Origin of the sequence: Hydrogenophaga sp., from assembly GCF_031426985.1 — a bacterium.
Taxonomy (GTDB): Bacteria; Pseudomonadota; Gammaproteobacteria; order Burkholderiales; family Burkholderiaceae_C; genus Hydrogenophaga.
In genome coordinates, this window is the sequence record NZ_JASJOY010000056.1 from 1 (window position 1) to 14,097 (window position 14,097).

14 protein-coding genes are annotated in these 14,097 nt (G+C 67.1%); 4 read left to right on the forward strand and 10 right to left on the reverse strand.

The window, feature by feature from the left end; all coding sequences use genetic code 11:
• Positions 1 to 154: 154 nt before the first annotated feature.
• The 6 genes from RMP09_RS08040 to RMP09_RS08065 form a co-directional block, all read right to left on the reverse strand.
• Complete coding sequence (locus tag RMP09_RS08040) at positions 155 to 1,459, reverse strand: sulfate adenylyltransferase subunit 1 (protein ID WP_310565457.1); 1,305 nt, start codon at positions 1,457 to 1,459, stop codon at positions 155 to 157.
• A 122-nt stretch (positions 1,460 to 1,581) separates the two neighbouring features.
• Positions 1,582 to 2,526 carry a sulfate adenylyltransferase subunit CysD gene (gene cysD, locus RMP09_RS08045; RefSeq protein WP_310565458.1) on the reverse strand — a complete coding sequence of 315 codons (945 nt, stop codon included), beginning with the start codon at positions 2,524 to 2,526 and terminating at the stop codon, positions 1,582 to 1,584.
• 35 nt (positions 2,527 to 2,561) lie between these two features.
• Positions 2,562 to 3,185: a phosphoadenosine phosphosulfate reductase family protein gene (locus RMP09_RS08050; RefSeq protein WP_310565459.1), complete on the reverse strand. Its 624-nt coding sequence runs from the start codon at positions 3,183 to 3,185 to the stop codon at positions 2,562 to 2,564.
• A gap of 22 nt (positions 3,186 to 3,207) precedes the next feature.
• Entirely contained in the window at positions 3,208 to 3,591 is a 384-nt protein-coding gene (locus RMP09_RS08055) for a DUF934 domain-containing protein (RefSeq protein WP_310565460.1), read from the reverse strand.
• A 20-nt stretch (positions 3,592 to 3,611) separates the two neighbouring features.
• On the reverse strand, positions 3,612 to 5,393 hold the full coding sequence (locus RMP09_RS08060; protein WP_310565461.1) for a nitrite/sulfite reductase: 1,782 nt from the start codon (positions 5,391 to 5,393) through the stop codon (positions 3,612 to 3,614).
• A gap of 34 nt (positions 5,394 to 5,427) precedes the next feature.
• Entirely contained in the window at positions 5,428 to 6,219 is a 792-nt protein-coding gene (locus RMP09_RS08065; protein ID WP_310565462.1) for a sulfite exporter TauE/SafE family protein, read from the reverse strand.
• Between the two features lie 149 nt (positions 6,220 to 6,368).
• On the opposite strand from RMP09_RS08065, the gene RMP09_RS08070 reads away from it, so the two are divergent.
• A complete protein-coding gene (locus RMP09_RS08070) occupies positions 6,369 to 7,178 on the forward strand; it encodes a hypothetical protein (RefSeq protein WP_310565463.1) in 810 nt (269 codons plus the stop codon).
• Here the strand turns inward: RMP09_RS08070 and RMP09_RS08075 are convergent.
• Both RMP09_RS08075 and RMP09_RS08080 read right to left on the reverse strand, forming a co-directional pair.
• On the reverse strand, positions 7,165 to 8,382 hold the full coding sequence (locus tag RMP09_RS08075; RefSeq protein ID WP_310565464.1) for an FAD-dependent oxidoreductase: 1,218 nt from the start codon (positions 8,380 to 8,382) through the stop codon (positions 7,165 to 7,167). The genes RMP09_RS08070 and RMP09_RS08075 overlap by 14 nt on opposite strands.
• 39 nt (positions 8,383 to 8,421) lie before the next feature.
• Complete coding sequence (locus RMP09_RS08080) at positions 8,422 to 8,694, reverse strand: oxidative damage protection protein (protein WP_310565465.1); 273 nt, start codon at positions 8,692 to 8,694, stop codon at positions 8,422 to 8,424.
• Between the two features lie 334 nt (positions 8,695 to 9,028).
• Between RMP09_RS08080 and RMP09_RS08085 the strand changes: the two genes are divergently transcribed.
• Complete coding sequence (locus RMP09_RS08085; RefSeq protein WP_310565466.1) at positions 9,029 to 9,802, forward strand: ferredoxin--NADP reductase; 774 nt, start codon at positions 9,029 to 9,031, stop codon at positions 9,800 to 9,802.
• A gap of 87 nt (positions 9,803 to 9,889) precedes the next feature.
• The gene (locus tag RMP09_RS08090; RefSeq protein ID WP_310565467.1) at positions 9,890 to 10,417 is read left to right on the forward strand and encodes a disulfide bond formation protein B; all 528 of its coding nucleotides are present in this window, start codon (positions 9,890 to 9,892) and stop codon (positions 10,415 to 10,417) included.
• 78 nt (positions 10,418 to 10,495) lie between these two features.
• Here the strand turns inward: RMP09_RS08090 and ppk2 are convergent, their stop codons facing one another.
• Positions 10,496 to 11,713 (reverse strand): polyphosphate kinase 2, encoded by a 1,218-nt coding sequence (gene ppk2, locus RMP09_RS08095; protein ID WP_310565468.1) that lies wholly within the window; start codon positions 11,711 to 11,713, stop codon positions 10,496 to 10,498.
• A gap of 95 nt (positions 11,714 to 11,808) precedes the next feature.
• A complete protein-coding gene (gene argA / locus RMP09_RS08100) occupies positions 11,809 to 13,161 on the reverse strand; it encodes an amino-acid N-acetyltransferase (protein WP_310565469.1) in 1,353 nt (450 codons plus the stop codon).
• 74 nt (positions 13,162 to 13,235) lie between these two features.
• On the opposite strand from argA, the gene RMP09_RS08105 reads away from it, so the two are divergent.
• The coding region (locus RMP09_RS08105; RefSeq protein WP_310565470.1) for a DEAD/DEAH box helicase at positions 13,236 to 14,097 on the forward strand (862 nt) is incomplete at its 3' end.

Here is a 14,097-nt window from a genome sequence, read left to right on the forward strand (position 1 = left end):
CACAATCGGTGTATTTGCAGCGGATGCAGGATTCGGTGACGACGTGGGTCATGGTGTGGGAGAAAGATCGATCAAACCCGGGATTTTAGGGGGTGCGCAAGGGTAGGGCATGGTCATGCCCTTGGCCTTGATATTGGTTAAGCGGACGCGACGGTCAGTTCACCAGCAAGGCGCCGGACGTCTTGTGGCTGGCGGTGTCCACCAGGACCAACGAACCGAGCGCACGCGACTGGGCGAATGGTGCGGTGGCCAGCGGTTCCTGCAGCGCCAGTTCGATGTGACCGATGGCGTTCGGTTCGAGCTGGGTGGCGTCTTCTTCGGCCAGGGTGTGGATGTCGAGCTTGTGCACGATGCGCTTGACTTTGGCCTTGACCCAGCGGTGGCCGTGCAAGGCCCAGTAGACGCGGCCGGCGACCAGGGTTTCGTCGTCCATCCAGGCCACGGTGGCACGGATTTCGCGGCTGGCTTCCAGCGACTGGCCTTGTTCGTCGACGGCCAGCAGCCAGTCGCCGCGCGAGACGTCCACCTCGCGGTCGAGCACGATGCCGGCGCTGTGGCCGGCGGGCACGGCCTGCGGATTACGCACGTGGTTCAGGACCTGGGCCACGGTGGCGGTCTGGCCGCTGGGCATGACCTTGACTTGCTGGCCGGGCTGCACGGTGCCGGTGGCGACACGGCCCCAGAACACGCGACGGCCCTGGCTGGTGTCGGACGAGGAGGAGAACTTCTCAACCCATTGCACCGGGAAGGCAAAAGGCAGTGCCGTGTCGGCGGCCGTGACAGGCAACTGCTCCAGGATTTCCAGCAGGGTCGGGCCGCTGTAGCCGCACCAGCCGGCGTCTGCCGCGGCGTCCACCACGTTCCAGCCCTTGAGGGCGGAGACCGGCACGGTGGCGGTGACGTTGATGCCGGCGTCGGCGGCAAAGGCGGTCAGGGCGCCGCGGATGTTGGCAAAGGCCAGCGCGCTGTCTTCCACCGCGTCGAGCTTGTTGACGGCGAACACGACGGAGGACACGCGCAGCAGCTTGAGCAGCAGCGAGTGGCGGCGGGTCTGCGGCAACAGCTTCAGGCCGGCGTCGCGCCAGTCCAGCTTGGTTGCGTCGACCAGCACCACGGCGGCGTCGGCGGCCGAAGCGGCGGTCACCATGTTGCGGGTGTACTGCTCGTGTCCGGGCGCGTCGCCGATGATGAACTTGCGGGTCTCGGTGTTGAAGTAGCGGTAGGCCACGTCAATGGTGATGCCTTGCTCGCGCTCGGCCGAGAGGCCGTCGGTCAGCAGGGCCAGGTCGGTCTCACCCTGGCGCTGCACGCCGGCCAGGTGGTCCTGCAGCACGGCCTTGCTGTCGACCAGCAGACGGCCGATCAGCGTGCTCTTGCCGTCATCGACCGAGCCGCAGGTGATGAACTTCAACGCGGTGCGGGTGTCGGCGACGGGGGATGGGGTAACAACAGCGTTCATACAAAACTTTCGCGAGAGATGTCTGGTTCCAGAACACCGCGGAACCGGCTTTGCCGGGCCGCAGGTGTTGCCCCTTGAGGGGCGGAGCTGGCTACACGCAGTGAGCCAGCGATGGGGGTGGGCTAAAAATACCCATCCTTCTTGCGCTTCTCCATCGACGCTTCGGACGTCTTATCGTCCATGCGCGTCGCGCCGCGCTCGCTCACGTCGGCGGCCAGGGTCTCGATCACGATGTCGCCGGCCGTCGCGGCCAGGCTTTCCACCGGGCAGGTGCAGGTGATGTCGCCCACGGTGCGGAAACGCACGTCGCGGATCTGCACGGTTTCGCCGTCTTTCGGCGGAGTCAGCTCGGTCACGGGGACCAGCAGGCCGCGGCGGTCGATCACCTCGCGTTTGTGGGTGTAGTAGATCGAGGGCAGGGCGATGTTTTCGCGTTCGATGTACTGCCACACGTCCAGCTCGGTCCAGTTGCTGATGGGGAACACGCGGAAGTGCTCGCCCGGGGCCAGGCGGGTGTTGAACAGGGTCCACAGCTCGGGGCGCTGGGCCTTGGGTTGCCACTGGCCGAAGCTGTCACGGTGCGAAAAGATGCGCTCCTTGGCGCGGGCCTTTTCTTCGTCGCGGCGGGCGCCGCCGATCAGCGCGTCGAAGCGGAACTCTTCAATGGCTTCGAGCAGGGTGACCGACTGGTGCACGTTGCGGCTCTCACCGGGGTGGGCCAGGCGCACGGTGCCGCGGGCCATCGAATCCTCGACGTTGCGCACGATCAGCTCGGCCTGCAGCTCGGCGGCGCGGCTGTCGCGGAAGTCGGTCACTTCGGGGAAGTTGTGGCCGGTGTCGATCATCAGCAGCGGGTAGGGGATGCGGCCCGCGCCAAAGGCCTTTTCGGCGCACTTGAGCATCACCAGCGAGTCCTTGCCGCCGGAGAACAGCAGGGCGGGGCGCTCGAAAGCGGCGGCCACTTCGCGCAGGATGAAGATGGTTTCCTCTTCGAGCGCGTCCAGGTGGGCGTTGCTCAGGTGGTGTTCGGCGGTTTGCAGCACGGCGGTGTCGGTTCGGGCGTTCATGATCGGATTCGGCTTTCGGTTCGGTGGGCCAGGCCTCAGTGGGCCAGGTGCAGACCGCACTCGCGGTTGTCTTCGCCCTTGGTCGGGTCCACGTAGTCGAAGTTGTTGGGCAGGCCGTGGAGCTCGCAGTACTGGTAGAGGTCCTTGGACGTCCAGTGCAGCAGCGGAGCAACCTTGATCAGGCCGTCGGGGTTGATGCTGACCGGGTCCATCTGGGCGCGCACTGCGGTGTCGGTGGCGCGCAGGGCGGTGAACCAGACCTTGGGGGCGGTTTCGCGCAAGGCGCGGGCAAACGGCTCCAGCTTCACTTCTTCGGTGAAGGCGGCGTGGCGCGGATCGTCCAGTGCCGGCGTGGCGCCTTCCACGGCCTCGCGGTGGGCGCGCGAGCGGCGCGGCAGGTAGATCTGCAGGTTCAGGTTCAGCTGCTTGGTCACCTCATCGGCGAAACGGTAGGTGGCGTCGGTGTTGTAGCCGTTGTCCATCCAGACCACCGGCACGTCGGACCTGACCTGGGTGACCAGGTGCAGGATCACGGCTTCGAACGGGCGGAAGTTGGTGGTGACGATGGGGGCCTGGCCCAGGCCGAGGGCCCATTTCACCAGGGCGGGGGCGTCGCGGCCGAGTTCGGCGTTGATCTTGGCGAGGTCGAGGGTGCTCATGGGGTCTTTTCTTGTTGGGGGCTCAGGCGGTGGCGAAGTGCGGGCGGGTGTCCACGGCATCGCCCTGGTAGAAACCGTCGTACTGGGCCAGCAGCTGGCGGCCGTGATCGAGGCTCTGGTCGGCGCGCAGCACGGCCTGGGTGAAGCCGCTGCGCTGCATCTGCACCAGCTGGTCGATCAGCACATCGCCCACGGCGCGGATCTGGCCGGCAAAACCCAGGCGGCGGCGCAGCAGGAAGGCCTGGCTGAAGGCGCGGCCGTCGGCAAACGAGGGGAACTGCAGCTGCACGGTGTGGATGCCGTCCAGCGACGCTTCGCGCGGGTCGGCGTCGTTGGTCAGGGTCAGCGTGCCCGCTTCGTCGGCGGTGAAGCTGTCGGCCTTGAAGAGTTCAATCGTGGGATTCATGGTCGTGTTCTCGTGCGGATTCAGGCGGCAACGGGGTGGCGGGCCGTGGCCACGCGCACCGCGTTGGCGGCGGTCTTGAAGGGATCGAGGCCCACGCGCTTGACGGTGTTGACGAAGGTCTCGGCCGGCTGGCGCTGCGCGCGGAAGGTGTCGATCAGCGCTTCGATCACGTCGACCATTTCGTCCGCGGCAAACGACGGGCCGATCACCTTGCCCGGCACGGCTTCACCCGACAGGCGCGTGCCGTCGGAGCCGCCCAGCGTGACCTGGTACCACTCCTGGCCATCCTTGTCGACGCCCAGGATGCCGATGTGGCCGCTGTGGTGGTGGCCGCAGCTGTTGATGCAGCCGCTGATGTGCAGGTCGATCTCACCCAGGTCGTGCAGCTCGTCCAGGTCCTGGTAACGGGCCAGCAGGGCTTGGGCGATGGGCAGCGACCGCGCGTTGGCCAGGTCGCAGAAATCGCCGCCGGGGCAGGCGATCATGTCGGAGAGCAGACCGATGTTGGGCTTGGCCAGACCCAGGCGGCGCGCTTCGCGCCAAAGTTCGGGCAACTGGTCGCAGCTGACCCAGGGCAGCAGCAGGTTCTGCTCGTGCGTCACACGGGCTTCGCCGCTGGAGAAGCGGTCCACCAGCTCGGCGGCGCGCTCCAGCTGTTCGGCCGTGGCGTCGCCAGGGGCCGAGCCCAGGCGCTTGAACGACAGGGTGACGGCGCGCAGGTCGGGGTTCTGGTGCGGCTTGACGTTGCGCACCAGCCAGCGGCTGAACTCGATGTCGTCTTCGGCCGCGGCCTTGAGGATGTTGGCGATCTTGGCGTCGGCGCTCTTGCGGTCGCAACGCAGCTGCGGCTGCACAAAGAAGGCGCTGACGCGATCCAGCTCGGCCTGGGTGATGGTGTGCGGCGCGCCGTCCTGCTCGACGATGTCGCGGTACTCGGCCTCGACCTGGTCGGTGAAGGACTGGCCCTCGGCCTTGACCAGGATCTTGATGCGGGCCTTGTACTTGTTGTCGCGGCGGCCAAAACGGTTGTAGGCGCGCACCACGGCTTCGAGGTAGTTGAGGATCTGGTGCCAGGGCAGGAACTCGCGGATCACGCTGCCGATGACGGGGGTGCGGCCCATGCCGCCGCCCACGCGGACCTGGAAGCCCAGGTCACCGTCCACGTTGCGCAGCAGGCGCAGGCCGACGTCGTGCCAGGGCGTGGCGGCGCGGTCTTCGCGGGCACCGGTGATGGCGATCTTGAACTTGCGCGGCAGGAAGGCGAACTCGGGGTGCAGCGTGCTCCACTGGCGCATGATTTCGGCGAACGGGCGCGGATCGGCCACCTCGTCCACGGCGATGCCGGCCAGGGCGTCGGTGGTGATGTTGCGGATGCAGTTGCCGCTGGTCTGGATGCCGTGCAGGTTCACGCTGGCCAGCACGTCCATCGCATCGGCGGCGCGGTCCAGCGGGATCCAGTTGAACTGCACGTTCTGGCGCGTGGTGAAGTGGGCGCAGCGGTCGGGCAGGCTGGGCACGTCGGCCAGGGCGGCGTTGGCCTTGGACGTGTCGTGCGCTTCTTTGTGGTCGAAGTCGCGCGCCAGCTGGGCCAGCGCCCGCAGCTGGGCGGTGTTGATCTCGCCGTAGGGCACGGCCACGCGCAGCATGGGCGCGAAGCGCTGGATGTACCAGCCGTTCTGCAGGCGCAGCGGCTTGAACTCTTCACCGCCGAGGGTGCCGGCCTGGAAGCGTTCGAGCTGGTCGCGGAACTGGGCCGCGCGTTGCTGGACGAACTGTCGGTCGAAGTCGGAATACTGGTACATGTCGGTCGTGGGGGCTGTGAGCGGGAAACGGAACTCAGAAAGCGATCAGCTTGGTGCCGGCATAGGCCAGCAGCAACGAGAGCAGGGAGCGCACCAGGCGTTCGGGCGTGTGGCGCATCAGACGGGTGCCGAGCCAGATGCCGGGCAGCGAACCCGCCAGCAACTGCACCAGCAGATTCCAGTCCACCGACCCCAGGCTGGCATGGCCCAGGCCGGCGACCAGGGTCAGCGGCACGGCGTAAGCGATGTCGGCGGCCACGATGCGCGGCAGGGGCAGCAGCGGGAACAGGAGCAGCAGCACCGACACGCCAATGGCGCCGGCCCCCACCGAGGTGAGCGTCACCAGCGTGCCGATGACGGCGCCGAACAGCACCGGCAGGCTCCAGTGGCGGGCGCGGGTGGCGTCCTGCAGCTGGCCTTCGGGCAGGCTGCGCGGCAGTTGCTTGCCGCGGGTGGCCTTGTACAACATGGCGGCGGCCGTCAGCAGCAGGGCGATGCCCAGGGTGTGCGTCATGACCGATTGCACCTGGGGGTTGGCCGGGCCGACCCGGTGCAGCACCGTCAGCGTGAGCAGCGCGGCCGGGATGCTGCCGGCGCACAGCTGCCCGACCACACGCCAGGGCACCAGGCGTTGGCGGGCCAGGCTGAGCGTGCCACCGGCCTTGGTGACGGCGGCGAACAGCAGGTCGGTGCCCACCGCCAGATAGGGCTTGATGCCGAAGAAGAAGATCAGGATCGGCGTCATGAGCGAACCGCCGCCCACGCCGGTCAGTCCGACGATGAGACCGACGGCGAAGCCGGCAAAGATGATGGCGAATTCAGGCATGGGCGGCACTTTAGATGCAACCGCTTAGATGGCAAACGACTTTTTATTTATTCGTTTATTCTTTTTTGGAATAAAGAGTTGGAGAGGGCCCCGGTGCAGCCTGATCGGGCCTCCCGGATCGAGGTGGTGTCCGTCGTAACATCTGCGCCATGCTGAATCAGCGCATCTATGTGAGCGTGGTGGGGTTTTCCGATGTGGAACGCCATGCGCTCAACACCATCTTTCGCCTGTCCGAGGACCGGGACGTTTCCTACACGCCCTGGGTGCCGCTGGTGGCGCCGGGTGCCACGCCCACGCTGATGACCGCCGAGGTGCTGCTGGTCGACGGCGAAAGCGCCGAAGCGGTGCTCTCCCACGCCAAGGAAACGCCGACCGGCCAGCGGCTCATCTGGGTCGGCCCGGACGCGCCAGACCACGCCTGGCGTGTGATGCGGCGGCCCATCCAGTGGGCCCAGGTGCTGCACGACCTGGACGCGGTCTACGCGGCCCGGCTGGTCGATTCGGGCTACCTGGACCTGGACTTCACCTCGCCTGCGCCCTTGGGCGGCGATCCTGCCGAGCCGCAGGCGCCCGTGCGGCGCGCCCTGCTGGTCAGCAGTGTCCTGGCCGAGCGCGAAGCCCTGCGCCAGCGCCTGGCGTTGGTGGGGCTGCCCGAGATCGACGAGGTGAGCAACACCGAGTCGGCCGTGGAACTGGTCGGCCGCAACCAGTACGTCTGCGGCGTGTTCAACCTGGACGAACACCACCTCGACAGCTGGTCGCTGGCGCGGCTGTTTGCCCAGCACAACCCCATGGCGCTGAACATCGGCCTGAGCGCGCACGTGGGGCCCGACGGAAACTGGTGGAGCCGCCACCGCGTGCAGCGCGATGCCAAAAGGGCCCGCCTGACCACGGTGCTGGCGCGGCCCCTGCAGGTGTACGACCTCGTGCCCTGGCTGGACCTGCTCAGGCTGGCGTGACGATTGCCTGCGTCACCGGCGGCGGTTGACGCCGTGCCTGACGCCAGGCGAACCGGGCCGGATCGAGCGCGGCCAGCAGGTCCGCATCCTGCGCCGGCACGTCGGGCGCCTGCCCGTCCATTTGCGCGGCCAGCTGTGTGGCACACCAGTGCGAGAGCGTCAAACCCCGTGAACCCAGGGCGCTGAGGGTGTACAGGCCGGACCAGCGGGGCACAGCCGTCAGCGGAACGCGGCCCCGCCGAGCGCCCGCGGCGGCCATCAGGGCCTGCAGGGCGGTGGCGTCGGGCAGGGCGCCCATCAGCGGCAGGCGGTCCAGCGAGGCGCAACGCACCTGGGCCCAGCCCAGCAACTGCCCTTGCGCCATGGCGGCCTGCAGGCGCTGCGCTGCGGCCGGGTGCATGGCTTGCAGGCTTTGCGCATTGCGCCCATGCGCCGCGTCGCTCAGCGCGCTGCTGTTCAGACCGCGTTCGTAGGTGGAGCCCATGGCCCAGATGCGGGCCGGCCATTGCGGCGGCAGGCCGCTGTCTTCATACAGGGGAACGAACACGCCGTTGTCCCGCTGTGGACGGGGCGCCAGCGGCTCGTCCGTCAGCGCGGCCAGGCTCATCTGGCCCTGCACGGGGCGCAGTGGCAGGGCATCGGTGTCCAGCTGGGTGCAGTCCGCCAGCAGGGCCTGGCTGCCGTAGGCCGCGGCCACCACCACCGTGGGGGCCTCGGCCAGCACGCGACCATCGGCGGCCAGGGCCTGCCAGCCGCTGGTGTCGGGGCTGTGTCCCACGGGGCGCAGCCAGGCCACGGGGGCATTCCACAGCGTCTGGAGGCTGCCGCCGGCGTGTGCTTCGTTCAGCCAGGCCTGCACCAGGGCGGCCGGCCGCACCAGCGCCGCCGGCCAGCGCCCGGGATCGTGGCCGAGGTTGTCCACCTCGCAGGGCTGCCACCCGGCCCCTGGCGGCACCAGGCGTTCCAGCTGCGCGCGCATGTCGGCCACACCCAGGGCCGCAAGGCGTGAGAGCGTGGTGGGCGCCCGTGTGACGTGTGGGCTGAGCATGCCCACCGGCAGGGCCGACGCGGCTTGTGCCGGGCCTGCGGCGGCGTCGATCAGGGTGGTGCGCCAGCCCCGCCGGGCCAGGGCCACGCACACGGCCGCACCGGCCAGGCCGGCGCCGATCACCAGGGCATGGCGGGCGGGAAGGGGGGCAGACAAGGTGATGAGCGGCGTGGCGCACCGGCCAGCCGCAGACGATCAGTTGGCCGGGGGCACGTAACCGGCGGCGGCGTCGGCGCCTTCGCCAAAGAAGTGCTTTTCCATCTGGCGTGCCAGGTACTGGCGGGCGCGGGCGTCGGCCAGGTTCAGGCGGTTTTCATTGAGCAGCATGGTCTGGTGCTTGAGCCAGGCGGCCCAGGCTTCTTTGCTCACGTTTTCGTAGATCTTCTTGCCCAGTTCGCCGGGATAGGGCGGGAAGTCGAGACCTTCGGCTTCTTTGCCGAGCTTGATGCATTGGACGGTGCGGGCCATGGGGGATCCTGTTTCAGATGGCGCTGTGAATAAGCGATATGACGATTGGTTCGTTCCAGCCGGCGCGGGCTGCGGGCATGATGCGCGCTCCGGTTGAACGCCAATGCTCCGCCGCGCGGCCTGTGAAGCCCCCGACTGTATCAACGAAAGGGGGACCTTACCGGCCCTGTGGGCGTCGGGCTTCGGTGCTGACATAACGCAAAGTGGCGCAAGGCCAGCACTTTTACAATCACCGGTTATTCGCGGCCAGGGCCGATCGGGCAACCCGCCCGGTGTTGCTCTGGCCACCGCTTCCCGGCCCGCTTGACGGGCCCATTCAATCTCCAACCACAGCATGAGTGCATTTCAGGAAGAGCGCGTATTGAGCGTGCACCACTGGACCGATCGACTGTTCAGTTTCACCACCACCCGCGACCAGTCGCTGCGTTTTTCCAACGGTCACTTCACCATGATCGGCTTGCGCGTGAACGACAAGCCGCTGCTGCGTGCGTACAGCATCGCCAGCCCGAACTACGCCGAGCACCTCGAATTCCTGAGCATCAAGGTGCAAGACGGTCCGCTCACCTCGCGCCTGCAGCACATCAAGGTGGGTGACACCATCACCGTCGGCCGCAAGCCCACCGGCACGCTGCTGATCGACTACCTGCTGCCGGCCAAGCGCCTGTACCTGCTGGCCACCGGCACCGGTCTGGCGCCGTTCCTCAGCACCATCCGCGACCCGGAAACCTACGAGAAGTTCGAGCAGGTCATCCTGATCCACGGCGTGCGCGAAGTCAAAGAGCTCGCCTACAAGGACTACATCGAGAACGAACTGCCGAAGGACGAGTTCCTGGGCGAGCTGGTCAGCAAGCAGCTGCTGTACTACCCCACCGTCACGCGCGAGCCGTTCAAGCACCAGGGGCGCATCCCCGTGCTGCTGGAGAACGGCACCATCGCCAAGGACCTGGGTGTGCCGCTGCTCAGCCCGCTGGAAGACCGCATCATGATTTGTGGCAGCCCCGAGATGCTGCGCGACCTCAAGGCGCTGGCCGAAAAGCTGGACTTTGAAGAGGGCAGCACCAGCCGTCCGGGCGACTTTGTGATCGAACGCGCCTTCGTCTCCAACTGATCGGGGGTGACCGCGTCGGAACTTGTGCCCGCGCGGCGGGTCAGGTTCCGGGTGCGGTGACGTTTTCCCGATCATTCAGACCCTTTCATGGCAACTTCTTTCTCCGTGGCCAGCTTGCTGGCCCTGCTGGACCGTTTTCCCCGACGCATCCTGGCCCTCACCGCCATCGCCTGTGTGGGCCTGCTCGCCTTCGGGCTGTACCTGCAGCACGCGGTGGGGCTGGAGCCTTGCCCCATGTGCATCGTGCAGCGCTACGCCTTGCTGCTGGTGGCGCTGGTGGCCGGCATCACGGCGGCCTTGCGGGGGCGCAGTGGGTTCACCGTGGGGGTGGTGCTGATGGGGGGACTGGCCTGTGCCGGCGCCTTCGTGGCCGCGCGACAGAGCTTTCTGCAGTGGTACCCGCCCGAAGTGCTCAGCTGCGGGCGCGACCTGTACGGCATGATCGAGTCGTTCCCGCTCAAGCGGGTGATTCCCATGATCTTCAAGGGCAGTGGTGACTGTTCGGCCATCGACTGGACCTTTCTGGGGTTGACCATCGCCAACTGGTCGTTCCTGTGCTTTGCGGGCATCGTGGCGTTGTCGACGCTGCTGCTCTGGCGCCGGCGCCCGGCCTGATCGTCCACCCGGTCTGCACAAAAAAACCGCCCTTGGGCGGTTTTTTGCTGGGCGTTCCGGAAAAACGCAAAGGGATACTCAAAGGATCGCGCCCCCCGGCCGTTCGCCACGCTCGTAGACCACATGGGCCCGGCCCACGATCAGCGAGTCCAGGGTGCCGATGTTCTTCAGGTCCTTGTTGGTGTAGGGCAGTTTCTGCAGCAGGTAGCGCATGGCGTTCAGGCGCGCGCGCTTCTTGCAGTCGCTCTTGATCACGGTCCACGGTGAATCGGCCGTGTCGGTCTCGAAGAACATGGCCTCCTTGGCCTTGGTGTAGTCGGCCCACTTGTCCAGCGAAGCCAGGTCGATCGGGCTGAGCTTCCACTGCTTGAGCGGGTGGGCCTTGCGTTCTTTGAAGCGGCGGCGCTGCTCTTCGCGGCTGACCGAAAACCAGAACTTGATGAGGTGCACACCGCTGCGCACCAACTGGCGTTCGAATTGCGGTGTCTGGCGCATGAACTCCTGGTATTCGTCTTCGCTGCAGAAACCCATGACCTTCTCGACGCCGGCGCGGTTGTACCAGCTGCGGTCAAATAGCACGATCTCGCCCGCCGTGGGCAGGTGCTGCACATAGCGCTGGAAGTACCACTGGCCGCGCTCGACATCGCTGGGCTTTTCCAGCGCAACCACGCGCGCGCCACGGGGGTTCAGGTGTTCCATCATGCGTTTGATGGTGCCGCCCTTGCCGGCCGCGTCGCGCCCTTCGAACAGGATCACGATGCGCTGGCCGGTCTCCTTGGCCCAGGCCTGCAGCTTGAGCAACTCCACCTGCAGTAGGTACTTCTGCGCTTCGTAGACCTTGCGCGAGAGCAGGTTCTTGTAGGGGTAGGCGCCGCTGCGCCACTCCTTGTTGAGCTGTTCGTTCGGGTCCACTTCGTCGACCGCTTGGGTCCGCTTGGAGGCCTTGGCCTCGCCGCGCAGCAGCTGCCGGATCGCCTTGGCGTCGTCGGGTGCGGCCCCTTCGAGGATGGCGCGCAGCGAGTCGGCCTTGTCGGCTTTGCTGCTCTCGGGGCGCGAGAGGATGTCGCGCACCGCCGCCAGCTGGCTGGCCTGGCGCGCCGACACCGCCTGGGTGACGGTGTTCTTGCGGATGGTCTGCGGCCGGCGGCTGCCGCTGGTGTCGCCCAGCACCACGCGGCGTGGCGCATCGGCCTTGGGGATTTTTGCGGGCTTGGCCGCGGGTTTGGCGGCGGATTTCGCACCGCTCGCGGCGGCGGTGGCGGCGGGCTGGGACGAGGCTGTGCTGCGTTCTGTCATGCTGTTTTCACCGGTTGTTCATGCAAACCACCAGTATGGACAGCTGGCCGGACGCCGATTTGATTTTGATCAAACCGGCCCTCGCGAGCCCGGCCTCAGCTGAGCTTCTTGACCAGCACCTGGCTGCGGCGGTCCCAGTTGTACTTGCGCTTGCGCGCCTCGGGCAGCCAGTCGGGGCTGACCTGCACAAAACCGCGTTTGATGAACCAGTGCATGGTGCGGGTGGTCAGCACGAAAATGCTCTGCAGACCCTGGGCCCTGGCGCGGGTCTCGATGCGCTTGAGCAGGCGTTCGCCGTCGCCCTGGCTCTGGCTCTGGGGCGAGACGGTGAGGGCGGCCATTTCGGCGGTGCGCTCTTCCGGATAGGGGTAGAGCGCAGCGCAGCCGAAGATCACGCCGTCGTGCTCGATGATGGTGTAGTTGCTGGCGTCGCGTTCGATCTCGGTGCGGTCGCGCTTGACCAGGGTGCCGTCCTTCTCGAACGGCTCGATCAGCGCCAGGATGCCGCCCACGTCGTCGAGGTTGGCCTCGCGCACGCTCTCCAGCTTTTCGTCCACCACCATGGTGCCGATGCCGTCGTGTACGTAGATTTCGAGCAGCAGCGAGCCGTCGAGCTTGAAGGGAATGATGTGGCTGCGCTCCACCCCGCCTTCGCAGGCGCGGATGCAGTGCTGCAGGTAAAAGCCCGTGTCGGAAGGCTGCGTCGGCGGGGGCAGGCTGGCGACCAGGCGCTTGGCGTCGGCCAGCGGCAGCTCGGTGTCGATCTCGCCTTCCGTGTCGGGTTGGGGGTCGCTGGCGTCGACGCGGATGCCGGCCACCTCGGTCAGGAAAATCAGCTTGTCGCTCTGCAGCGCCACCGCCACCGAGGTGGCCACGTCTTCCATGCTCAGGTTGAAGGCCTCGCCGGTGGGCGAGAAGCCGAACGGCGAGATCAGCACCAGCGCGCCCATGTCCAGCGTGCGCTGGATGCCTTCGGTGTCCACCTTGCGCACCAGGCCCGAGTGCTGGAAGTCCACGCCGTCGATCAGGCCCACCGGGCGGGCGGTGATGAAGTTGCCCGAGATCACACGCACCCGCGCCCCGGCCATGGGCGTGTTGGGCAGCCCCTGGCTGAACGCGGCCTCGATCTCGTAACGCAGCTGGCCGGCCGCTTCCTGTGCGCAGTCCAGCGCCACCGTGTCGGTGATGCGCATGCCGTGCGAGTACTTCGCCTCCTGACCCTTGAGGCGCAGCTGTTCGTTCACCTGCGGGCGAAAGCCGTGCACCAGCACGATCTTGACGCCCATGGCCTGGATCATCGCGATGTCCTGCGCGATGGAGGCCAGCTTGCCGGCGTCGATGGCTTCGCCGGTCAGGCCGATCACGAAGGTCTGGTTCCGGAATTTGTGGATGTACGGTGCCACCGAGCGGAACCAGGGCACGAAGGTGAAATTGAAGACGGTGGACATGGACAGCGGGTAGGGCGGACGTTCGGGCGGCGCGGGATAATCGCCGGTTGCCTGATTTTGACTGAAGTTCCCCCTTGTCCTCTGCGCCGCTGACCATCGAGTTTCCCGAATCCCTGCCTGTCTCTGCCCGCCGGCAGGAGATCGAGCACGCCATCCGTGACCACCAGGTGGTGATCGTCTGCGGCGAGACCGGTTCCGGCAAGACCACCCAGCTGCCCAAGATCGCCCTGCAGATGGGCCGCGGCCGGCTCAACGCCAGACCGGGACAGCGCGGTCAGCTGATCGGCCACACCCAGCCGCGGCGGATCGCGGCCAGCAGCGTGGCCAAGCGCATCGCCGAGGAGCTGAAGACCCCGCTGGGCGAGGTGGTGGGCTACAAGGTGCGCTTCCAGGACCGGCTGAGCAAAGACGCCTCGGTCAAGCTGATGACGGACGGCATCTTGCTGGCCGAAACCCAGACCGACCCGGACCTGCGCGCCTACGACACCATCATCATCGACGAGGCGCACGAGCGCTCGCTGAACATCGACTTCCTGCTGGGCTACCTGCGCCAGCTGTTGCCGCGCCGGCCGGACCTGAAGGTCATCGTCACCTCGGCCACCATCGACGCGGACCGGTTCGCCCGTTATTTCGAATCGAAGAACGGCCCGGCGCCGGTGCTCATGGTCTCGGGCCGCACCTTCCCGGTGGAGGTGCGCTACCGGCCGTTTGAAGAAAGCCGCGAATACGACCTGAACAACGCCATCGCCGATGGCGTGGACGAACTCTGGCGCGGCGGGGCGGGCCAGGGGGGCGACATCCTGGTTTTTCTGCCCGGCGAGCGAGAGATCCGTGAAGCCGCCGACCACCTGCGCAAGCACCTGTCGCACCAGCCGGCGCTGCGCAACGCCGAGGTGCTGCCGCTGTTCGCGCGCCTGTCGCAGGCCGAGCAGGACC

Coding starts and splice junctions, on each gene's coding strand:
- cysD (WP_310565458.1), bottom strand. CDS start 2,526: ATGAACGCCCGAACCGACACCGCCGTGCTGCAAACCGCCGAACACCAC.
- RMP09_RS08090 (WP_310565467.1), top strand. CDS start 9,890: ATGGCAACTTCTTTCTCCGTGGCCAGCTTGCTGGCCCTGCTGGACCGT.
- RMP09_RS08060 (WP_310565461.1), bottom strand. CDS start 5,393: ATGTACCAGTATTCCGACTTCGACCGACAGTTCGTCCAGCAACGCGCG.
- RMP09_RS08070 (WP_310565463.1), top strand. CDS start 6,369: ATGCTGAATCAGCGCATCTATGTGAGCGTGGTGGGGTTTTCCGATGTG.
- RMP09_RS08055 (WP_310565460.1), bottom strand. CDS start 3,591: ATGAATCCCACGATTGAACTCTTCAAGGCCGACAGCTTCACCGCCGAC.
- RMP09_RS08050 (WP_310565459.1), bottom strand. CDS start 3,185: ATGAGCACCCTCGACCTCGCCAAGATCAACGCCGAACTCGGCCGCGAC.
- RMP09_RS08065 (WP_310565462.1), bottom strand. CDS start 6,219: ATGCCTGAATTCGCCATCATCTTTGCCGGCTTCGCCGTCGGTCTCATC.
- RMP09_RS08080 (WP_310565465.1), bottom strand. CDS start 8,694: ATGGCCCGCACCGTCCAATGCATCAAGCTCGGCAAAGAAGCCGAAGGT.
- RMP09_RS08085 (WP_310565466.1), top strand. CDS start 9,029: ATGAGTGCATTTCAGGAAGAGCGCGTATTGAGCGTGCACCACTGGACC.
- RMP09_RS08040 (WP_310565457.1), bottom strand. CDS start 1,459: ATGAACGCTGTTGTTACCCCATCCCCCGTCGCCGACACCCGCACCGCG.
- ppk2 (WP_310565468.1), bottom strand. CDS start 11,713: ATGACAGAACGCAGCACAGCCTCGTCCCAGCCCGCCGCCACCGCCGCC.
- argA (WP_310565469.1), bottom strand. CDS start 13,161: ATGTCCACCGTCTTCAATTTCACCTTCGTGCCCTGGTTCCGCTCGGTG.